At 52.6% G+C, this 20,589-nt stretch carries 19 protein-coding genes; 15 read left to right on the top strand and 4 right to left on the bottom strand.

Translation table 11 applies throughout. The features are described from left to right. Nucleotides 1-16: 16 nt before the first annotated feature. A complete protein-coding gene (locus tag CVV30_04710; GenBank protein PKL70653.1) occupies nucleotides 17-1,528 on the bottom strand; it encodes a hypothetical protein in 1,512 nt (503 codons plus the stop codon). Nucleotides 1,529-1,795: 267 nt separating this feature from the next. Between CVV30_04710 and CVV30_04715 the strand changes: the two genes are divergently transcribed. The 12 genes from CVV30_04715 (at nucleotide 1,796) to CVV30_04770 (ending at nucleotide 13,409) form a co-directional block, all read left to right on the top strand. Beyond that, nucleotides 1,796-2,092 (top strand): hypothetical protein, encoded by a 297-nt coding sequence (locus tag CVV30_04715; GenBank protein PKL70654.1) that lies wholly within the window; start codon nucleotides 1,796-1,798, stop codon nucleotides 2,090-2,092. A 17-nt stretch (nucleotides 2,093-2,109) separates the two neighbouring features. Beyond that, complete coding sequence (locus CVV30_04720; GenBank protein PKL70655.1) at nucleotides 2,110-2,295, top strand: hypothetical protein; 186 nt, start codon at nucleotides 2,110-2,112, stop codon at nucleotides 2,293-2,295. A gap of 245 nt (nucleotides 2,296-2,540) precedes the next feature. Next, nucleotides 2,541-2,753: a hypothetical protein gene (locus tag CVV30_04725; GenBank protein ID PKL70656.1), complete on the top strand. Its 213-nt coding sequence runs from the start codon at nucleotides 2,541-2,543 to the stop codon at nucleotides 2,751-2,753. Nucleotides 2,754-3,135: 382 nt separating this feature from the next. Beyond that, entirely contained in the window at nucleotides 3,136-6,135 is a 3,000-nt protein-coding gene (locus CVV30_04730) for a hypothetical protein (protein ID PKL70657.1), read from the top strand. 257 nt (nucleotides 6,136-6,392) lie between these two features. Beyond that, the gene (locus CVV30_04735) at nucleotides 6,393-6,842 is read left to right on the top strand and encodes a hypothetical protein (protein PKL70658.1); all 450 of its coding nucleotides are present in this window, start codon (nucleotides 6,393-6,395) and stop codon (nucleotides 6,840-6,842) included. 317 nt (nucleotides 6,843-7,159) lie between these two features. Further along, a complete protein-coding gene (locus tag CVV30_04740; protein PKL70659.1) occupies nucleotides 7,160-7,462 on the top strand; it encodes a hypothetical protein in 303 nt (100 codons plus the stop codon). A 361-nt stretch (nucleotides 7,463-7,823) separates the two neighbouring features. Then, a complete protein-coding gene (locus CVV30_04745; GenBank protein ID PKL70660.1) occupies nucleotides 7,824-8,135 on the top strand; it encodes a hypothetical protein in 312 nt (103 codons plus the stop codon). Then, entirely contained in the window at nucleotides 8,119-10,632 is a 2,514-nt protein-coding gene (locus tag CVV30_04750; GenBank protein ID PKL70661.1) for a hypothetical protein, read from the top strand. Before CVV30_04745 ends, CVV30_04750 begins: the two co-directional genes overlap by 17 nt. 1 nt (nucleotide 10,633) lies before the next feature. After that, nucleotides 10,634-10,816, top strand: coding sequence for a hypothetical protein (locus CVV30_04755; GenBank protein PKL70662.1), 183 nt, complete (start codon nucleotides 10,634-10,636; stop codon nucleotides 10,814-10,816). Further along, on the top strand, nucleotides 10,813-11,331 hold the full coding sequence (locus CVV30_04760; protein PKL70663.1) for a hypothetical protein: 519 nt from the start codon (nucleotides 10,813-10,815) through the stop codon (nucleotides 11,329-11,331). The genes CVV30_04755 and CVV30_04760 overlap by 4 nt, the downstream gene beginning before the upstream one ends. 269 nt (nucleotides 11,332-11,600) lie before the next feature. Further along, nucleotides 11,601-12,692 (top strand): hypothetical protein, encoded by a 1,092-nt coding sequence (locus tag CVV30_04765; GenBank protein ID PKL70664.1) that lies wholly within the window; start codon nucleotides 11,601-11,603, stop codon nucleotides 12,690-12,692. A 12-nt stretch (nucleotides 12,693-12,704) separates the two neighbouring features. Next, on the top strand, nucleotides 12,705-13,409 hold the full coding sequence (locus CVV30_04770) for a TIGR02391 family protein (GenBank protein PKL70665.1): 705 nt from the start codon (nucleotides 12,705-12,707) through the stop codon (nucleotides 13,407-13,409). A gap of 4 nt (nucleotides 13,410-13,413) precedes the next feature. Here the strand turns inward: CVV30_04770 and CVV30_04775 are convergent, their stop codons facing one another. Both CVV30_04775 and CVV30_04780 read right to left on the bottom strand, forming a co-directional pair. Next, nucleotides 13,414-14,787, bottom strand: a complete 1,374-nt coding sequence (locus CVV30_04775) for a restriction endonuclease subunit S (protein ID PKL70666.1) — start codon at nucleotides 14,785-14,787, stop codon at nucleotides 13,414-13,416. Then, nucleotides 14,784-16,220, bottom strand: a complete 1,437-nt coding sequence (locus CVV30_04780; protein ID PKL70667.1) for a restriction endonuclease subunit S — start codon at nucleotides 16,218-16,220, stop codon at nucleotides 14,784-14,786. The genes CVV30_04775 and CVV30_04780 overlap by 4 nt, the downstream gene beginning before the upstream one ends. Before the next feature lie 108 nt (nucleotides 16,221-16,328). On the opposite strand from CVV30_04780, the gene CVV30_04785 reads away from it, so the two are divergent. After that, a complete protein-coding gene (locus CVV30_04785; GenBank protein PKL70668.1) occupies nucleotides 16,329-16,559 on the top strand; it encodes a hypothetical protein in 231 nt (76 codons plus the stop codon). Further along, a complete protein-coding gene (locus CVV30_04790) occupies nucleotides 16,560-16,829 on the top strand; it encodes a type II toxin-antitoxin system RelE/ParE family toxin (protein PKL70669.1) in 270 nt (89 codons plus the stop codon). Between the two features lie 12 nt (nucleotides 16,830-16,841). Here CVV30_04790 and CVV30_04795 read toward each other — a convergent pair whose 3' ends face one another. Beyond that, nucleotides 16,842-19,523 (bottom strand): restriction endonuclease subunit R, encoded by a 2,682-nt coding sequence (locus CVV30_04795; GenBank protein PKL70670.1) that lies wholly within the window; start codon nucleotides 19,521-19,523, stop codon nucleotides 16,842-16,844. A gap of 292 nt (nucleotides 19,524-19,815) precedes the next feature. On the opposite strand from CVV30_04795, the gene CVV30_04800 reads away from it, so the two are divergent. Then, on the top strand, nucleotides 19,816-20,319 hold the full coding sequence (locus CVV30_04800) for a hypothetical protein (protein ID PKL70671.1): 504 nt from the start codon (nucleotides 19,816-19,818) through the stop codon (nucleotides 20,317-20,319). The last annotated feature ends 270 nt before the right edge of the window (nucleotides 20,320-20,589 follow it).

Genomic DNA, 20,589 nt, shown 5'->3' on the forward strand with positions numbered 1-20,589 from the left:
AAAAAATATCCCGCCGTCAAACCCGCGCAAACGAGCCCAAATCATCGGAGTTCATCCCGGTAACCGCTCCCGACGGCCCGGTAACAAACGTCACAATCTCGTTCGGGTCGTCCGGGTTGGGAAACGAGAGAAGCCAGTCGTTGTCCGTCCAGTGCGAAAGGGTTCCTGCAAACCTGCCCGGGCCGACGACAACCGTCATGTTTCCGGTATCCGCACCCGGGCTCACCTGCAAAATACCGTACAGGTCGCTCTGGTAATTCCCCGCGAGAGCGGAGGGGGTAATCGTTGCCGGGCCGGGGGTTGCGGGGCGCTCGGGTGGAGCAACCATCTCGTTGATCATAGCCTGGTCGGCTTTTACCCGGGCCTGCAGGTCGACTCCGCTTTTTCCTATATACCGCTCGAGGAATTCAGCCTGGACTGCTTCGGGAAATTCGGTCAGATGCTTGCTTGCAATAACCACGATCCCGATCTTTTTACCGGGGACCAGCACAACAAGGGAACGGACGCCATCGAGTCCCCCGTTCTTCTCCACAACCCGCTCGCCAAGATAGGTGAACGAGTCGCAGCCAAAGCCGGTTGCTTTTAAGGTATACGGGTCCGCCGGATCATCCGGCCGGCCGGAGACAAAACTCCCGGCGTTGATGGCATCCACGGTCTTGGGTAAAAGGATCTGCTTCCCGTCGATCGAGCCGTGGTTTAACATCATCTTCATGAACTGCGTCATATCCCGTCCGGTCGAGATCACCTGCCCGGCCGCCGGCAGGGGATCGATCTCGTGGGGGATCATCTCCAGGCCGCTGGCCGTTTCCCGGTAGCCGGTATACCGGTTGTCGTCCAGGTACAGGGTCTCGTAGTGCGCCCCCGAGCGGGTCATGTTCAGGGGACGGATGATGCGGGCATCGGTTAAGTCCTCCCAGCTCCGGTTGTCCGCTGCTGCCGCAACTTCGCCGGCAATGAAAAACCCCGCATTGGAGTACTGGCCCTTTTCCCGGAAACTTGCGCCGGGTTCGAGATACCGCATCTTTTCCAGCATCACCGGGTTCGAGTATCCCACCCGGCCCAGCAGACCGCCGTCGTAGGCCCTGAGCCCAGACCGGTGGGTGAGCAGGTCGCGAAGCGTTGCGTGCTCGCCGGCATAGGTATCTTTCAAGGCAAAACCCGGCAGGTATGTGACAACGGGGGTGTCCCAGTCAAGTTTTCCCTCCTCGACCAGCGTCCCGATCCCGGCCGCGTTGAAATACTTGGAGATCGAAGCGACCTGGAAGCGGGTGTCCGGGTCAACCTTCTCCGGCTTTCCAATCTCCCGAACGCCGAAACCTTTCAGGTACACGACCGTATCGTTCTCGACAATCCCGACAACGGCTCCCGGGACTTCATATTCCGCCATCTTTGTGGTAACAACAGCATCAAAGCCATCGAGTTTCCCGGTTTTCTGCGGTGCACTTGTACAACCGGCACAACAGATCAGGCCGGCCACAAGGAAAACTGCAAGGAAAAAGAAGAGGTAACGCAGGGTTGGTGCACTCATAAGACAGGAAATGGTGATGGGTGAATAAAAAGGTTTATGATTTTTCCCGGAATGACCGGAATTAAAAAAAACTTGCAATAATCTTCCGGGAAAATGAACGATTTTTACGGGGAGATTCGATTCCCGGGAAATTTTGGAAGCCGGAGTTATTCACCGATTTTCTTCCCCCGGGAAAATGCACCTCAATTCTCCGCACAATATCGCAGCACTTTTATAATCTTCACCCAAACCGGAGAATAACGACTTGTTCGTAAGGAGTTTTTTAAAATGTCTGAAACACAATCTCCCCTCGCAGGACTCGTACTGTTCATCGTCTGCTTAGCGTTCGCTGGCACATTGGTTGCCGGGGTCCATTATTTCGCCATAGACCTGCCGCAGCAGAAAGCAGTGCAGGCACCGGAGAATTCTGAGAACAAGGACTATGCCTGTATCAATGAATGCGGAAGACAGGTTGAAAGCTGTACAAATCTTTGCAACCAGTACGAGGGGGAACAAAAGTACTCGTGTCAGCGGGACTGTAAGGTTGCTGAGTACAACTGCCTGAGACTCTGCGATCGTTCCTGAACACAGGTTTTTTTTAAGTGTCCAAAACTTTCAGGACATCACAGCAATCCTTTTTTTTTCTTCTCGCAGGACTTGTCCTGTTCATCGTCTGCCAGGCAATTGCCGGCACTTTGGTTGCCGGACGCTGTACCCTCACGAGATTATTTTTGGGACTGCAGGAAAATACGATGGGCCTGCCACCGGAAAATTCAGGATCGCTTTGAAAGTCCCATTCCCGGAAAAACCGGAGGCCGGGATGCAGCGCAAAAAAAGTGCAAAAGAATTACGGGGAATTTTTCTTAACAACACTCATGAATTCTTTTATGCTCAGGGTTACTACGGTCAGTTCTCATAAAATTAATGTGAGGCAAGCCCATGCTGCCGGGGGAGCAGATTCCCTTTTGAGCGCAAACCCCCCCATCACCAAAACTTTTTCCCCCTCCCCATCCTACAACCCGGTAGAGCACTCATGGATACCCAGTTACTCTATACCACGTTCACCAACCCAAAAGTCGTAACCAGCATGCTCATCCTGGGAATGGTGCTTGGGATCATCCTCTCGGCCATGATGCGTTACCTTGCGGGACAATGGTACATGCCCACGGCCTTTGTGGGTCTCTGCCTTGTTGTCGCCCTCGGGTACATGTACTGGCTCGACCGGCAGGACTTCCGGGCAGAGTAGCACGACCGGCTGCGTGCCGGGCACAGGCCTTTACGGATTAATTCTTATCAGGGCCATTTCCTCTCGCACCAGCACGAAAATATCTACAACCATTGCTTTTTTTTACGGGTTATTTTTCCCAAGGCCGTTTCCTCTCACACCAGCACGAAAATATCTACAACCATTGCTTTTTTTACGGATTATTCTTCCCAGGACCATTCCCCCAACCATCACGGAACTGCCATCCACATTGCTTTTCTCCGACAGGTTACCTCTTATCAGATCCGTTTCCCCTCACCCATCACAACCGTTTCCGGGTATCATGTAATTTTTTAGAAAAGAACTCCAACAATATTGCCCATTGAATATTTAATGTTTGTAAAACAATGCAAAGTGTTTACCCGTGACTGGCAAATACCGCATTATCTATGTTGATGATGAAGAGACCCTTCTCGAGATTGGCAAGCTGTTCTTAGAGCGATCCGGGGAGTTTTCCGTAACAACCGCCCTGAACGCACAAGACGCGATCCGGTTGCTTGAAACGGAGAGATTTGATACCATCGTCTCCGATTACCAGATGCCCGGCATGGACGGCATCGAGTTCCTTATCGAAGTGCGGAAACGCTTTGGAACCATCCCGTTCATTCTTTTTACCGGCCGGGGCAGGGAAGAGATAGTCATCCAGGCAATTAACCGCGGGGCGGATTTCTATCTCCAGAAAGGCGGCGAACCCAAGAGCCAGTTTGCAGAACTCGGGCATAAGATCAAGGCTGCAGTGATACGCCATACCTCAGAAAAAGCCTTACAGAAAAGCGAAGAAAAATACCGCCGCATTGTCGAAACCTCCCACGAAGGCATCTGGGGAATGGATGAGCATTTTGTCACTACGTATGTCAATACCCGCTTGGCAGAGATGCTCGGGTATTCGATTGACGAGATGCTCGGAAAATTAATCCAGTCCTTCATAGCCGATGAAGACCTTGCCGACCACCAGGAAAAGATAGAACAACGCAAGCGGGGTGAATCGGGCATGTACGAACGGAGGTTCAAGGCAAAGGACGGGACGATCCGGACGTTCAATGTATCGGCAACGTCGCTTACCGATGAGGATGGTTCATTTAAGGGCTCCTTTGCAATGCTGACCGATATCACCCTGCGGAAACGGGCAAAAGAGGAACTCTTACAGAAAAATGAGGAACTCTATGCAGCCAATGAAAAACTGGCTGCTGCCGATGAGGAACTCACGGCGCAGCTGGATGCCCTTGCCGAGAGCGAGGGCCGGGTCAAGCAGAAACTCGACAGTCTCCTTGCCCCAAAAGGCGATATCGGGACCCTGGATCTCGTGGACATTCTGGATAAGCAGGCACTCCAGCGGCTCATGGATAATCTCACCCGGCTGACCGGTATGGTGACTGCGATACTCGATACGAACGGCAGGGTGCTGGTCGCAACGGGCTGGCAGCCGATCTGTACCCGGTTCTATCGCGTCAACAAAGAGACGGCACGGTTCTGCACAGAAAGCGATCTTCACCTGGCAAACAACATAAAACGGGGTGAATATGTTGCGTATAAATGCAAAAATAATCTCTGGGATGTGGTTACCCCCCTGTATATCGGTAACCGGCATATGGGCAACATCTTCACCGGCCAGTTTTTCTATGATGATGATATCATCGACGAATCGGTTTTTATTGCCCAGGCCGAAAAATATGGTTTTGACCGGGAAGAATACACAACAGCGTTCCGGAAAGTCCCCCGGTTCAGCCGGGAGAGGGTAACTACCCTGATGGATTACCTGATCCAACTGACCGATTTCATCTCCCGGCTCAGTTACAGCAATCTCACGCTTGCCCGGACCATTACCGAGCGCGATATATTCTTTTCATCATTGCAGAAAAGCGAAGAGCGGTTACGTCTCACGCTGGATGCAACCGATGACGGCATCTGGGACTGGAATGTCCTTTCCGGCACGGCATATTTCAGTTCCCGCTGGCTTACCATAATCGGGTACGAACCCGGAGAATTGCCCGGCACTTTTGCTACCTGGAAATCCTTAATCCACCCGGAAGATATCGGGATCGTTGAAGAGAAGATCCGGTCCCATATCGAACATAATGACGAGAGATTTTCCTTAGAATTCCGGATGCGGACAAAGCAGGGGGACTCGAAATGGATTCTTGGCCGGGGAAAAGTTGTTGAGCGGAATGAGAAGGGAAATCCGGTACGGGTGGTGGGGACGCACACTGACATCTCCGCTCGCAAGCGGGCCGATGAAGTACTGCGGGAGAGCGAGAAGCGCCTGCGTCTTGCCCTTTCGCTCGCCCATATGGGTTACTGGCGGTACGATGTCAACTCCGGGGCTTTACATTCTTACGAAGATCATGGGATGCTTTTTGGGATATCAACGGACGGGCACCGCTGGACGCTCGCAGAAGTCCAGTCACTGGTCCATGCCGAAGACCGGGCTGACGCAGAAATGGCCCTGCACAAAACCGTGAGTGAGGGCATACCGTTCGACCGCACCTATCGAACCGTCCTGCCCGGCGGGGATATCCGCTGGCTCCATTCCATCGGCAACCTGTCCCGGGACTCCTCCGGAAAACCGGAGCATGTTTTTGGCGTAACGCAGGACATCACCGAGTTCAAAAATGCAGAACTGCAACTCGAGCGTTACAATGTTGACCTTGAGAGGGGGATTGTAAAACGGACCGCTTCTCTGAATACAACCACGGACCTGCTCTATAACGAAGTGCACCAGCATGAGGTTGCAGAAAAGAGACTCCGTAAATCCCTGGAAGAAAAAAATATCCTCTTAACAGAGATCCACAACCGGGTCAACAGCAATCTCCAGGTGATTGCAAGCCTGTTGAATCTCCAGTCGCGGTATGTCACCGACGAAAAAACCCTCCATGCGATCAAAGACAGCCAGAGCCGGGTCAAAGCCATAGCGCTGATCTATGAAAAACTCTACCGGTCGTCGGATATTTCGCATATCGATTTCGCCGATTATATCCGGTTCCTGGGAAACGGCCTGTTAGATGTCATGGGTGCCTCGGCAAAAGGAATTTTGTTCAAACCCGAGATCCAGGATATTTTCGTTGACATCGACTCAGCAATTAACCTGGGACTCATGGCCAATGAACTCATATCCAATTCGCTCAAACATGCATTTCCCGATGACAGGATCGGAGAGATCTCCATTTCGGGAAAGAGAGAGGGAAGTACCATCACCCTGGAGTACCGGGACAATGGCGTTGGTATTGCAGAAGACTTAGACTGGCGCAATGCCGAATCGCTGGGGCTCCGGCTCGTCTGCCTGCTGGTGGAGCAGATGGATGGCACTATTGAACTGGACCGGACTGCCGGTACAGCGTTTACGATTGTGGTGAAAGAAAAGGAATGAGCGGGGTGGGATTGTCCCTTTACTCCCCGGAGGCCGGGATTTTTGGGTGAGGGTGGCACGATGATTTTTGCCGGACCCTGCTCTCATTCATCCGATTGCCCGGTCAACTCAGTACGGCGATTCTGGAAAAATCCCGTAACAAAAGAATTATCGCCCCCTATGTTACCCAGGTCTCCTGAAATTCCCGCAAAAAATCCGGAAATTTTTTTTGTCGGTAAACTGCCTGTTTTATCAGGAATCTGCTACTATCTTTCTTCATGAAGATCGCAATTGTTATTCTTCTGGTTATTCTCGCAGCATTTGCCTGCGGATGCACCTCAACCGCACCGACCGCAGCGACCGCAGTACCAAACACTGCCACACCGGCAGCAGCAGCAACCCCTGACCTCGTCGGTACCTGGACCGGGCAGATGCAGGGATATGAAGAGAGGATCGGGTATACCGATTATAACAAAATGCCCATAACCTTTGTCGTAACCGAACAGCACGGGCGTCTCTTCTCCGGCCACGTAACATTCGGCGTCAACAGCACCGACACCCTCCCGATGGCTGGCGTTATCAGCCGCGATGGTAAGACCTTTGCCATGGTTGAGAATGCCAACGGGTACACGACCGGAGAATTAACCGGAACCGATACTATGGAAATGACTCACATCGACGATGCCGATCCCTACAGTGCGGCACTCGATACGCTCAAGAGAGCATAAGTCCGGTACGGCAATAAGCCGTATCTTTTTTTTTTTAGTATTCCGGATTTTTTAGATCCTGATTTTATTGATCTAACCTTTCGGTTAGCTCATTGATGCGGCACCATCCACCTAATTCCGCAAAAATTTCCCTGCAAAATCGTTTTCCTTACCCCCCCGCGCCGCGTTTTGCCTCCCCAAACATTTTGTCAGACAATCCGCACAAATCCAATCGCAATCCGCGCCCGGATTCCGCTAAAACTCCGAAATAACTGCGAAAAATTTCGCAGCAACCAATAACCTATTTAAGAATAATTTCTCAACAGGAGAATATACACATGACAAACCGGTTCTGCAAACGGGTAGCACGCAAGATGCAAAAGATGGGAGTTGCTGCAAAAGTTGCGGCTTTCTTCTCCCGGTTCTTTTACCTCTCCATGCTCTCGGTCAGCGGAATCATGATCACGTGTATGAACCGCCGGAAGGGAGTGAAGAGCCTGGGAGAAGAAATGTCCCGCACACTCCTGCATATGCTTGCCGGTCTCATCGCAGTGCCCCATCGAAATTCCGGCGCGGGAATCATCGCGGGACCCGCAGCCGAAGCCATCCTGCCCGCCTCTTTTTGTATACATAGGAATTGACCGCCGGTTCCGGTCGCTGAATCCCTGACACATCCGTACGGTATAGCCTGCCGTCCGCAGGGAAACAGGAAATGGAGTTGCTGCAAAGAGCGGCGGCTTTTACCGGAACCGGCGCTGGAGGTGATTGACCCGGGAGCAAAAGTCTCCCGGAATTTGGAAAAAACCGGGGAGAAGAAAAAAATTCAGCAGTGATTGTAATGGCAACGAAGAACAGACCAGCAGAAAAAGACACGAGAATTTTAAAAGAGGGAAGCACCGGCAGTGCCGGACGTTCCCGCACCAGGAACAGGACCAATCCGGCAGCATCGCCCAGAGACGGCGCCGGACGGGAGAACAACGAACGGGCCCGGGGGCGGTACCGGTGACAAGGGCACAGCGAAACGATCCCATTGTCCCGCTCTTCCTCATCGCAACGGCCGTTGCCGACGGGGTCCGGAAGCGTGGCGGGAAACTCTACCGGATCTCGGTGGTGCGGACCCACTCGCATGCGTACCGCATCAAGTACAAGTGCCGGATGAAAGGGGAACCCGAACCCCTGTTCGTGTCGGAATGGCGGGAGATGCCCGGCGAGCAGTGGACATTTACCACGTTAGCGGCGCAGGATACGGCAGGATCTCAAAACCCGCCCGCGATGCCGGGCTGCGGGGTGAGCGGCGATGGCCGGACCGGCTGACTATTCCGGGAATGTGGCATCGGTGATCGAACTCCTCGCGGGACCGGGGCAGGTTGTCGAGATCCGGGCACTGGCGGAGAACGCAACGCACAGCGGGTACTTCACCGACTATGCCGCCCTCGCACAGTTTGCCGGGGCGCTTGACGCGGACCCGGCCGTGCACGGGATTTACGTGACCTTAAACCGGGTGAACCCGTCGCTGCTCTCCCGGCGGGCAAACCGGATCAAGATGCGCTTGACCCGGACGGATTCAACCACAGCGGATGCCGAGATTATCCGGCGCCGGTGGTTCCCGGTTGACATCGACCCGGTCCGGCCGAGCGGGGTCTCGTCCACCGATGCCGAACACGAGGCTGCACTCGCTATGGCCGGGCGGGTTGCCGACTGGCTCGGTGCGTTGGGATTTCCCGAACCGGTCCGGGCCGATTCCGGCAACGGCGCTCACCTGATGTACCGGATCGATCTCCCCAATGACCCGGCATCGCTTGCGCTGGTGAAGCGGGGACTTGCGGTGCTCGACGCAATCTTTTCGGACGGTACGGCGACCGTGGATGCAGCGAACTCAAACGCCGGCCGGATCTGGAAACTCTATGGCACGGTGGCCCGGAAGGGGGACAACACTAAAGAACGCCCGCACCGGAGGAGCCGCATCCTCTCGGTGCCGGACCGGCTCGATACGGTGAGCGGGGCACTGCTGGAAAAACTGGGAAGCGCTCTGCCCTCTGGAGAGGAGCAGGCCCGGCCGGTGTCGGGCACAAGCATCGAACTGGGCCGATGGCTTGCCGGCCACGGGATAAAAGTCCGGTCGGAAAAACCGTTTTGCGGCGGAACCCTGTACACGCTCGCCCAATGCCCGTTCTCCTCTGCCCATAAAGACGGGGCCTACGCGATACAGTTTGCAAACGGCGCTATCCATGCCGGCTGTCACCACGCCACCTGCGGCAGCGGGAAACAGCGGTGGCAGGAACTCCGGGAGCAGTGCGAAACGAAAGAGGAGCGGCAGAAGCACCGGGAAGAGCGGTTGCTGGCCGGCAAACGGGACCGGGTAAGGGCAAAGGCCGGGGATGGCGGCACCGTCCCGCTCGCACCCGAGTATCCAAGGGAGTTCGCCCTGACGGATGCCGGTAATGCCGAGCGGCTTATCGCGTTGCACGGCGATTCGGTCCGGTACTGTGCAAGTTTTGGCGCCTGGTACCTCTGGAACGGTAAATGCTGGGAGCGCGACGCCGCCGGCCGGATGCTCATCATCGCAACCACCGTTGCCCGCTCAATCCATTGCGAAGCCGCTGAGGCCCCGACTGCCGACCGGTCCCGGGCACTCTCGCGATGGGCGATCCTTTCTGAAAGCCTCCACGCGAGAAAGGCGATGATCGATTCCGCTGCGCCACACTGCCCGGTGCTGCCGGGGGAGTTCGATGCCCGGCCGGATCTCTTCAACTGCCGGAACGGGACGCTGGAACTTTCGACCATGAGCTTCCGCGAGCACCGGCGCGAGGACATGCTCACCCGGATGGCAGCCGTTGACTATGACTGCACGGCCGCGTGCCCCCGGTGGCTCGAACACCTGGACCTGATCTTCGGGAGCGATGCGGATTATCTTGCAGGGTTCCAGTCCATGTGCGGGTACACGCTGCTTGGCACCAATCCCCAGCAGATCATGTTCATCCTGTATGGCCGGGGCCGGAACGGCAAGTCCAAGACGATCGAGGTGCTGGCCCGGATCTTTGCTGACTATGCGGTCAACATCGCGTCCGACTCGCTCATGGCCAAACGGTTCGAGACCACCCGGTCGGATCTTGCCCGGCTGGCGGGGGCTCGCTTTGCAACGGCGGCCGAAGGTGCGGAAGGCGCGAGGATGGACGAATCGATCATCAAGCAGATCACCGGCGAGTACGCGATCACGGTCCGGAAACTCTATGAAAACGAGTTCGAGTTTACGCCCGTTGCCAAGATTTGGATGACGACCAACCACGAGCCCGTCATCCCCGGGACCGATGACGGCATCTGGCGCCGGCTCTGGATGGTGCCGTTCTCGGTCCAGATCCCGGAGGAGAAGTGCGATCCCGATATTGCGGCAAAACTGCTGGCGGAGTCGGCCGGGATCCTGAACTGGTGCCTGGCGGGGCTGGAACGGTATTATGCGAATGGGCACCGGCTGGTGCAGCCCCGGAAGGTTTCGCAGGCTACGGTGAATCTCCGGACGGTGAGCGATACGGTGGGGTTGTTTTTGGGGACGGAGTGTACGTTTGAAGCGGGGGCCTCGTTGTCGCGGTCCGCGTTCCGGGAGATGTTCGAGAAGTGGTGTGCGGAGGAAGGAGTACGGCGGGTGCCTTCGGGAAAGAGAGTCGCGGATGCTTTACGGGAACGCAACGTCAGAGATGGCGGGAAGAGTCATGGAGAGCGGTTCTGGTCCGGCATCCGTTGGAAAAATGGGGATGAGTTGACTGAACTGGAGAAAGCAGGAGGGTTTCAGGATGTACTGTCCGGTGTATTGTAACATGCAGTACGGGTTGGGGGCACATGGGGCACTTATACCCCATTTTCCGGAAAGTCTTACGAGAAAATTGTACAGAAAAAAGATCCCGGAAATGGCACTCAATGTGCCCCAAGTGCCCCGGGAAGTAATCACTGACAATACAGGAAATACGAGCGCTGAAGCAGGTACAGGAGTGAAGAGATGACACTATTAATCCGTGCAGTTACGGAAGAAACGCGAAAGGATCTGATCCATGAACAGATAGTTACCCTGGTGAATATTGCCGTCCAGCAACCTCCGGTACCGGAACGTACGGTCGGGCAGGTCGGGTACTGCGAGCCCTGCTCCATAACCACTGCGTTCCGTCCCGGACAGAGACGGCTTGAAAAGGAGCTGGCACAGGTTAAGGAGATCTGCCGTACTGCGCTTGAGGATCTTCAGGGTCCCCGGCACATTATGATGACAGAAGCGTTAGGCGAGCAGCAGCTGGCGCTGGCAGAATTCCAGAAGCACGAGGGGTTGTTGCAGTTCCTGCCGATGGTGATGGCCGGCGTTCCCATCTGGAACCTGGCCTGGGTTGCATGGCGGGAGGATGATGGATCGGTAATTACGGAGATGGAGTCCTGGATCAATGAATCGGTTCTTGACCGGGCGGCCTGCATCCGGATGAGGGAGCGGATCGGGCGGGTGGAGGACGTGATATGGAGACTGGGGGAATGAATTTTCTCTTTTATCCTACGCACCTGATTGTTCAGACACTGAGTGGGGTATTGAGCTGGACCCGGTTTAAGGAATGTCATCTTCATTGAGGATCGGCTTGCACGGGGATTTTCTACCGGGATGTGCCGGACCGCCGCCGCCACGCCCGGTACCAGCCGCACGCCGGATAGGAGCGGAAGGGGGCGAACGACCCAACGGCATTATAGATGGGAAAAAACCAAGAATATAAATTCAGAACATTAATCGTGTGAAATGTAAAATTCACATTAATGGCTGAAGAGCAATTCCCCCCATGGGCTGAACGCAATGATGTATTGCGCATTTATAAAATATCCGGAAAATTTGGTTGGGTCCATTTAGTCGTCGCACAAGAAAAAAAATCCCAAAGAAAATTTCTTCGATTAAAGAGATTCCGAAATTGGTTTTCTATACCAAGCGGAGATTATTTAAACCTCGTTCAAAAGATGCTCCACAAGGGTGCGTCAGAATTAGAATGGAATTCTGACAATAATCTCGAAATTAAAGTAGAGGAAGTAAAATCTGAAGAGGAAATTAAAGACATAATCAAATCGGATGATGATCTGCCGGCAGAAATTATTTGTTTCCTCAATGATAATCCAAAGGTTATCGAAGATATCATAAAATTCTGTTCAACAAAAAAAGATATTAATTATTTATCTGATTTATTGGAAATCCTTGGAGAAAACATTGTAAGTTCAAATGAACGCTTGCGTGTCGCTTTCAAAGAAGTCATCGAAAAGGTTTCCAAAGAAGATACCGAAGGAATGCAAGATCTATCGGATCTGATGAAGCAATGGAATCTTTTTCAAATTGCATCAATTTCGAGTTTAGTAAAAAGTCGTCTGGAGACAATTCACACATTTGAACAAATGATTCACGATGAAAATACGTATGAGATTGATACACCCGATTCAATCCATAGAGTACTTGAGAAAAGTATGTGGCTCATTGATGAGAATTATTTTTTAGTTCATTCCAATCGCTCACTTCGAACGTTTATCGGCGATGACATGCAAAAAAAACATAAGGAGTTTGTTAAAAAACGTTTTGATTTTGCAGTCGTTGATTCAGATAATAAATTATTAATTCTGGAAATAAAACGACCTTCTATTGAATTGACTAAAGACGAACTAGATCAATTAGAGTTGTATTTGCGAATCTCGAAGCAATATTCCACTAAATATCGATCGGTTGAAGGGTATTTAATCGGAAATAAAATATCACAAGAGGCTAGGGAAATAATGGAATATCGGAGGGGAATTAAGCTTATGACGTATGATGATCTTCTTGATGGATGTAGAAAAAGATATTCTGAATACCTGAAAGTCATTGAAAAATAGGGGGAGGGTAATATGAACTTCAAATTAATTGCGATAAAATTGGGTGAGGGATTGAAGTATGATACCACAGTAAACGATATTAATAGGATTTCATCTGCGATTTTTGATTTTTCACTGAAAGAATACCCTCATGAAAGTATTACCTCAGTACGATCTCAGTTAATTTACAATTGGGTAATGACACTTGCAGATAATTCGATGACCGATGATAAAAAGATCCAACTTTTAGGTGATTTCATCAAGGGGCTTACTCCTGATAATAGCCCACTTCGAACATTGATTGTCGATAAAAAAGCGATATTAAGTCCCGACATGTGGACTCTTATTCATAAAGACATACAAAGAGTTTCCCAAAAAAAATTTATTGATGGGCATTATTCGGATGCAGTAGAGTCGGCATTCAAAGAAGTGAATACCCGTGTGAAAAAGATTGTGAGGGATAAAACCAGTCAAGAATTTGATGGTGTGGATTTGATGAATCGTGCATTTTCTTTAGGGAAACCAATAATAGTTTTAGATGATCTCTCTACAGATAGTGGTAAAGATATTCAAAAAGGGTATTTACAAATTTATTCCGGCTCGATATTAGGAATTAGAAATCCAAAAGCTCATGCAAATTTGACAACCAGTAAAGAAAATGCCATTCACTTTCTGTTTTTAGCAAGTCTTCTCATGATAAAAATCGATGACTCAAAGTCCTTTCTTACTCAATCATAATATTTTATAGTCGACCTGAAAACGCCTTCCCCAGCACCGCCTGCGTCAACCGCTCACATCGTCGGCCCGCCGCAGCAACTTCCTGATCGAACGCATCCGCACGCTCGAATAGCAAACCGACACGCCGGACTATCCCGTCCTGCTCGGCAAGGGGGGGGAGGGGAATTATTAATTGAGCAATACGATTTAAGGCTAGTTTACCCAATGTGGCAGAAAAAATTTTTCCATTGATTTGTTCCTGAATAAGTGGGGATCTAAAAACAAGGGCAAGGTAATGATTATCGATTCCTTCCAGATTACAAATTTTAGCTGCATTTTCGGTTAGATTCGCCCCATTGAATTTTTCTGGTACGGTTCCAGAATCACCGATACAAGCCCCAACAATTGTAATATAGATGTCAGAAGAAGAAATTACATACCGAGAGATTTTTACCTGAATTTCAGGCTCTAGATAAAAAATTTCCCCCAGTACAGATCCATTTTTGAGATTACCTGCTCGCAGGTAAGGAAAACCAGTATTTTTCGTCACGAGTTCTGATCCCTTAGGAAGTCTCTTACCCCCTTTGACACGACCTACAGATCCGACAGTAACATATTTCCAGGAAGCAGGAATTTCAGATATGTCTTCTATAAAATCAGGTACTCTATAATTTTTAAGCTTGATTTGATTTGACAATTGAGAAATGTGTAAATTTTCTTCTCTCCATCCTTCCGTCAACCTCCCCGAACACGCAGCCGCCAGCACAGCCTGCCGGAACTTCTTCATAATTAACGGCACCCGGCTCAGTTGATTACGGGCGGCGTTGATGTGCGTTATCATGGCTTCGATACGGGCGACGATACGCTGCTGTTCGGTGAGCGGGGGGAGGGGGATCATACTCTGTTTGATGAAATCAGCAGGAACTCTCTTTTGTCCGACCGAGCCGGTAAAATGAGATTCTGCTTCATTCCGAAAGGATTCCTGCCGGATGTAATAGTAGAGATATTCCGGCATGATTTCCCCTCGTGATCTCATCACATGGAATTCTGTTGAACCGAAACCGATCCCATTTTTCATTCCGGTGACAATAGCCGCTTTCCCGTTTTCCATGCAGGGCGTAATCTTTGCCATAATCACGTCGCCATCACGGAAAGATGTGAAACCGTTACGCACTTCCAGATAGGGTTTGATCTGCGGATTCGTGATCGCTCCCATGTCAGCATCAACCGCAGGCATCGGGATGAAAGTCACCGGCGCATCAGCAGGGAGAAAATCTTTGGACGGCTTATGAGGATTTACTTCACACGCATCAAGAATTGTTACGAATTTCCAGCCTTCCGGTAGCTCGTCATCGGGAAAACAACTGGGTTCCGGAGATATCACGACCGGTTTTTTCATTTCTTCCCTTCACTCGCCGCCGCATCCCCATTCTCCAGCAACACCAGCACCTGCTTCAACTCATCCATCGCCAACCGCAGTTCCTCAATCGCCTCAACCGCAAGCTCCTCCGGCTCCGGCAAAGAATCCGCATCATCGAGCGAATCATCCTTGAGCCACTTCAGCGAATCGATCTTGTAGTTCCGCTCCTTCACTTCAGAGATATGGAACGAGTGCCAGCGATCTTCTTTCGAGTCCGCAGCATTCCGCTTCGAGCCGCCGTTCGGGTCAGCGCCATACAGCCGCTCGAACTCGGCGAAATACTCCGGTGTCAGGGGCCGGTCCTTCTTGGTGATGCCCGGGACGTTCGTCCGGTCATCATACACCCAGATGGTCTCAGTGGGAAAGCCCTTGGTGAAGAAGAGCAGGTTCGTCTTTGTGCCGGGGGAATAGGGGGTGAAGGTTCCGTTCGGGAGCCGTAAGATCGTGTGCAGGTTGCAGTCCTCGGTCAGCACCTTGAACACTTCTCCGGCCTGGTCCGCGAAGAGCACGTTGTCCGGCACCACGACTGCCGCCCGTCCACCGGGCTTGAGGATCGTCATCACGTGCTGCACAAAGTTGAGCTGCTTGTTGGAGGTTGAGATCGTGAAGTCCTCGCGGTCCGGTGCCTGGTTCGCCCCTTTCGTACCGAACGGGGGGTTCGTCAGCACCACATCGAAGCGCCGGCTGTCAGGGTTCTCGTAGATCGAGTCCCCGATTTTGATCTGGGGCTCGACATTGTGCAGGAAGAGGTTCATCAGCGCAAGCCGTCGCGGGCGGGCAACCAGTTCCTGACCAAAGTACGTGCTCTTCATGACGCGTTTCGCAACATCGCGGTCAAGTGCCCCTCCTTTCGTCTGCTCCAGAAGCCACTCGTACGAGCAGACAAGGAACCCGCCGGTACCACACGCGGGATCGCAGATCGTCAGGTCGGCCCGCTTACGGGGATCGGGTTTCATGCACCGGACAATCGACTGGATCAGGATACGCGGCGTGAAGTACTGCCCGGCACCCTTCTTCCCTTCGCTTGCCGCCTTCTCTAAGAGGCCCTCGAACGCCTCGCCTTTCACATCAATGTTGAGCTCGGTCCACTCGGTCTCATCGATGAGCCCGATCAGTTTCTTTAAGTTCACCGGATTGGAAAACCGGGAGATCGCGCCGGCAAAAATATCGCCAAGAAGTCCATGCTCCTTCCCGAGTCTCCGGAGCACATCCTGGTAATGTTCCGTCAGGTCAGTCCCGGACTTCTCAATGAGCGCCTTCCAGTCGCAGCCTTCGGGAAGCTGTACGCTCCGCTCATCAGCCATCTTGATGAAGAGGAGATACGTGATCTGCTCAATATAATCCCCGTAATCGATCCCGTCATGCCGGAGCGTGTGGCAGAATCCCCACAGTTTCTGGACTATATCGCTCATGTGGATAAGGATAGAACCGACGTCCGCATTAACCCTGCGCAATCGTCCGCGTGCATCACCAATGCATACACCAGTAGCCTTATGGGTGCAGCAGTACTACAGATAACCATGGAAACCATCCCCATCCGGATCCGGAAGGAGACCAAAGAGGCGCTCATGAAATTCCGGGCACACCCCCGGGAGACCTACGATGAAGTGATCGCCCGCCTCATGTCCTCCCAGACCGACAAGGATCCCATCAGCGAAGACACACTTCAGGCAATCGAAGAGGGACTCGCCGATATCCGGAAAGGAAAAACCCGGGAGCTCAACGAGTTCTGCGATGCGCATGGGATCTGAATGTATACCGTCCATCTCGCAAAGCGGGCACAAAAAGATCTCCTGAGCCTCCCCAAAGAGGATGCACGACGCATCCGCACCACCTTAAATGAGCTCGCACAGGAAACTGAGCCGTGGCTGCTCGTCAAAAAACTCCAGGGTCATGAAGAAGTCCCGCTCTATTCCTGCCGGGTAGGGCATTACCGGATCATCCTGACCATCGATCAGGGCCACCTGGTTATTTTCGTGGTCATGATCGATCATCGCCGGTCCGTGTACCGGAATATTTAGTCGGCCACCGGCTCAGGCTGCAATCGCCTCGTTCCATTGCTGGATCAGGACCGGCAATTCCCCATTGAAGACCCGGTTTGCTTTTCCCCATCCGCCTTCGTTGGCAAAGAGAGGAATGATATCGAAGTCGTCTTTGCTGATCGAGAGATTTGCAATAAGGTGTTCGCGGATCTTGTCGAGCCACTGCTGCTGTTCCGGAGTCAGCGAGATTGAATAGGCCATCTTGTCAAAGACCCGGTGAATCCGCTGCTCTGCAGTACAGAGCGGTTCTTCCTCCCGGGCTGCATGTTTCACCATCGAGATAATATCCACGAGTGCCTTGTTATACCGCACCTTGTGGGCCATCTGGAGGTTCTCAACTGTAAAACGGTACCGGGTTGCGGCGAGTTTCAGCCGCAGCTCGGACAGGGCATCTGTTCCCCAGTCTTTCGGCCGGTCCAGCAGGATCCGGATCGCCTCGATATGCTCCGGGTTCTCTTTGACAAACTGCGAGAATGCGGAAAGATAATCCTCCGGCTTGTACTCGTTGCCTGCCGAATCCCGGAAGATATACCGCGAACTGACGGTGTCCTCATTCTCATACGCGACCAGCATCGAGCGCGAAGGCCGGGGATAGTGAACGAGCAGGTTCTGGAATTCCGGGTTACGGAGCAGCGTCATTGTCCCGGTAAAATCCCGGCGGAGTGCATGCTGCAACCCGGCAGCGTATCGTTTCATATCGCCGGAAGGAATAAACGCGGCGAACAGGTCACGGGCCTCGCCACTCATCTCCTTGTCGATTCGCTGCAGCCGGCGCACCAGCACCCGGGCATTATACTCCCGGTCCCGGTTATCCCAGATATCCTTGATCACCTGCGAGATTGGCCGGGTTTCCTTCTCGGGCGGTTCTGCGGTGATACTGGTAGCCTGCCGGAAATATTCGAACAGCGTACCGCCAAAACAATCAAAGACCACAAAATGGGATTTGTCCGGGCATCGCTCGCCCTTCCGGGTCCCCCGGCCCAACATCTGCTCAAAGAGGATACGGGATTTTACCGGCCGCAAAAAGACAATAAATTCCAGGTCCGGAATATCCACTCCGGTCGAGAGCATATCCACCGTAACTACAACCGACGGCTGTGGCCGGTTCCGGAATTCGCGGATTCGCTGGAGCGGCCGGTCAACCTTACCGGTGATCTTCTGCACAAACGAATCCCCTTTCCCGAAAACATCCCGGGCAAGATCCACCAGCTGGTCCGCGTGGGAAGTATGGGGAATATCATTCACGGCGAAGATCAGGGTCTTGGGGAACCGGCCAAACCGCTGCTCATGCTCTTCTGCGTATTTCCGGATCTCGGTAAGGATCTTCCGGTTCGAGTCCGGCGAAGTGATGGTTCGTTCTACTTCCGTAGTATCGAATTGCCGTTCATCCTCAAGGTTATCAAACGATTGTGCTCCGGTTGCTGCATCAATCACGCCGACCTGTTCCCCGGCTTGAAGGAAGATCCCGTTCATTCGCACATTTGAGTCAAGAGCAACCGCATCGTAATCGACCAGGAACCCTTCCCGCACCGCCCGGGCATAATCGTACCGGTACACGATCTCCCGGAAATAGGCCATTGTGTGAGCTGCCGGGGTAGCCGTCAGCCCGATCTTGATCGCATCGAAATGATCCAGCGTCTTGCGCCAGACCGATTGCTCCGCTGAAGTATATCCCCGGTGGCATTCGTCCGCAACGATCAGGTCAAAGGCATGGATCGGAATATCCATCTGTTCCGCATCCTCATCGATTGGCTCATCGCTGGATCCGAACAGTGCGTTACGCCCGAACAGATTGATCGTCATCCGCTGGATCGTGCAGACATAGACAAATGCAAGGCCGGGTTTCGGTTCCAACAGGTAATTCGGAGGGAGCACTTTTGGATCAAATTTCTCATCCTCCTCAAAATCTTCGCGGAAGAACCGCTGGCTGTAGACCTCATATGCCTTGTCGAATTTCAGCCCGGGCCTGCCTTCAAATGAAGCAAATGCTTTGACTGCCTGAGCTGCAAGAGCCCGGCGATCGACGAGGAAGAGAATCCGTTTTCCAACATGGGATTCCATCAGCCTGAAGATCTGGTTGACCATCGTGTAGGTCTTGCCAGTCCCGGTTGCCATTGCGATCAGCATCTGGCGCTTCCGGTCACGGATCGCCTGCTCGATTGCCGCATTCGCTTCAGCCTGGTAGGGGCGTATCATCGGGTGCGTATTTTCCCATTCCAAAAGACGCTGGCAGGACGCCTCGAATTTTTCTTTGAGCCGTTCGGCTAACGCGTCCGCCGTATGGAATTTTGCTATGGGCCGGGATCTGTTTAACTGATTGCGGAGATCGTGGAACCAGATGATCTCGCCATTTGTGGAATAAATAAAAGGGACCCGGAAGCCGGAGAAATTGAACGGGCTGCCCGGAATCCCGGTGGCGTACCGTTCGGCTTGGGTCAGCACATTTTGCGGGCCGAGAGTGACTTTTTTTGCCTCGATAACAGCAATGATCTTCCCGTCAAGACAGAGTGCATAATCAGCGGGACCGTTTGCTGTGGGAAATTCTTCAAGAGCGCACTTGTTGAACCGGGAGATGTCCATGCCATTCTTAAAAGGCACAACAGACCAACCTGCAGCTTTCAGTAAGGGATCGATCCGTTTCTTTCGTGTGACTTCTTCAGGCTCACCGTTCATGTCTTCCGGGAATATATTCGATAATGTATGAGATTTATTAAGGCTGTGACATTATTTGTTGCGGTTTGTTTCTATCATCCCTCGCTCCCATTTCTTCCCGCACCATCCCCGCCCAACCCCCGCTCTTTTCCGCAATCCAACCGCACACCGCCACCCATTCCCCAAAAATAAAAAAGATTCAGCCACGGCTAAGTCCTTTCACGACGTATACTAGCATGTCAAAGGGGCCCCCGAGACAACCAGAAAAACACCAAAAAAACAACCAGAAGAAACAAAAAAGAAGGAAACAACAATGGCAGATTTCGTACAAAAGACCATAACAAAATCAGCGGTTCGCGTACTCGCAAACCCGATCGAAGATGTAGCAGCGTTCAACACGATCGTTGAGTCGGTCCTGACCAACAACCCGTTCGAATGCGTAGCCTACATGACCGCAGGCACCAACCATGCCGGCGTGGAAAAGACAAAAGAAAGCTATGGGGCAAAAATCGTGTACCAGGACAACGAAGCCAACACGGTCGGCACCGACTCCGGCCGCTTCAGCACGATCGCCGGGTTCAATGCCGGGGCAGCCGCAATCCTTGCCAATGCCGCCCTCACTGCAGCGCACGGCGGAAGCCCCTACCGGGACACCGACAACGAGACCTTCTCGGCCACCCTGAAATGCCACGATGCCAACGGGGAGATCTACATGGTAAATTTCACCCGGGACAGCGTGGGGCTCACCTCCTACTCGGACGACAGCATCCGGACAAAAGTCGAGACCTGGGCCGACACAGTCCCGGCACTTGCGTAACGGTGATGATGATGGAAACCGAACTCATCCTCACCGGGGCATTCCTCGGCGCCGGGCTGCTCGCCTACGTGATCGTTCCCGGGCTCTTAGTCATGTGGGACCGGGTGCTCGACCATATGGAAAACAGCAACAACCAGAAGTAATGCGATGTGAACAACGGCGGGGGATTTTCCCCTGCCGGAATTTTTTGATATCCCCTGCAGAAAAGCCGGGAAAATATCCCGGTTTTTCCTGGGAATTATTATTATTTTGGATCAATTTTTCCCGGGA

It is taken from the genome of Methanomicrobiales archaeon HGW-Methanomicrobiales-1 (assembly GCA_002839675.1).
Classification (GTDB): domain Archaea; phylum Halobacteriota; class Methanomicrobia; order Methanomicrobiales; family Methanospirillaceae; genus Methanoregula.

What these genes read in the sequence shown, in the direction of transcription:
- CVV30_04800 (PKL70671.1), top strand. Translation starts at nt 19,816, where the DNA reads ATGGCAGATTTCGTACAAAAGACCATAACAAAATCAGCGGTTCGCGTA.
- CVV30_04715 (PKL70654.1), top strand. Translation starts at nt 1,796, where the DNA reads ATGTCTGAAACACAATCTCCCCTCGCAGGACTCGTACTGTTCATCGTC.
- CVV30_04795 (PKL70670.1), bottom strand. Translation starts at nt 19,523, where the DNA reads ATGAACGGTGAGCCTGAAGAAGTCACACGAAAGAAACGGATCGATCCC.
- CVV30_04790 (PKL70669.1), top strand. Translation starts at nt 16,560, where the DNA reads ATGTATACCGTCCATCTCGCAAAGCGGGCACAAAAAGATCTCCTGAGC.
- CVV30_04775 (PKL70666.1), bottom strand. Translation starts at nt 14,787, where the DNA reads ATGAAAAAACCGGTCGTGATATCTCCGGAACCCAGTTGTTTTCCCGAT.
- CVV30_04765 (PKL70664.1), top strand. Translation starts at nt 11,601, where the DNA reads ATGGCTGAAGAGCAATTCCCCCCATGGGCTGAACGCAATGATGTATTG.
- CVV30_04770 (PKL70665.1), top strand. Translation starts at nt 12,705, where the DNA reads ATGAACTTCAAATTAATTGCGATAAAATTGGGTGAGGGATTGAAGTAT.
- CVV30_04780 (PKL70667.1), bottom strand. Translation starts at nt 16,220, where the DNA reads ATGAGCGATATAGTCCAGAAACTGTGGGGATTCTGCCACACGCTCCGG.
- CVV30_04725 (PKL70656.1), top strand. Translation starts at nt 2,541, where the DNA reads ATGGATACCCAGTTACTCTATACCACGTTCACCAACCCAAAAGTCGTA.
- CVV30_04735 (PKL70658.1), top strand. Translation starts at nt 6,393, where the DNA reads ATGAAGATCGCAATTGTTATTCTTCTGGTTATTCTCGCAGCATTTGCC.
- CVV30_04760 (PKL70663.1), top strand. Translation starts at nt 10,813, where the DNA reads ATGACACTATTAATCCGTGCAGTTACGGAAGAAACGCGAAAGGATCTG.
- CVV30_04740 (PKL70659.1), top strand. Translation starts at nt 7,160, where the DNA reads ATGACAAACCGGTTCTGCAAACGGGTAGCACGCAAGATGCAAAAGATG.
- CVV30_04710 (PKL70653.1), bottom strand. Translation starts at nt 1,528, where the DNA reads ATGAGTGCACCAACCCTGCGTTACCTCTTCTTTTTCCTTGCAGTTTTC.
- CVV30_04785 (PKL70668.1), top strand. Translation starts at nt 16,329, where the DNA reads ATGGAAACCATCCCCATCCGGATCCGGAAGGAGACCAAAGAGGCGCTC.
- CVV30_04750 (PKL70661.1), top strand. Translation starts at nt 8,119, where the DNA reads ATGGCCGGACCGGCTGACTATTCCGGGAATGTGGCATCGGTGATCGAA.
- CVV30_04755 (PKL70662.1), top strand. Translation starts at nt 10,634, where the DNA reads ATGCAGTACGGGTTGGGGGCACATGGGGCACTTATACCCCATTTTCCG.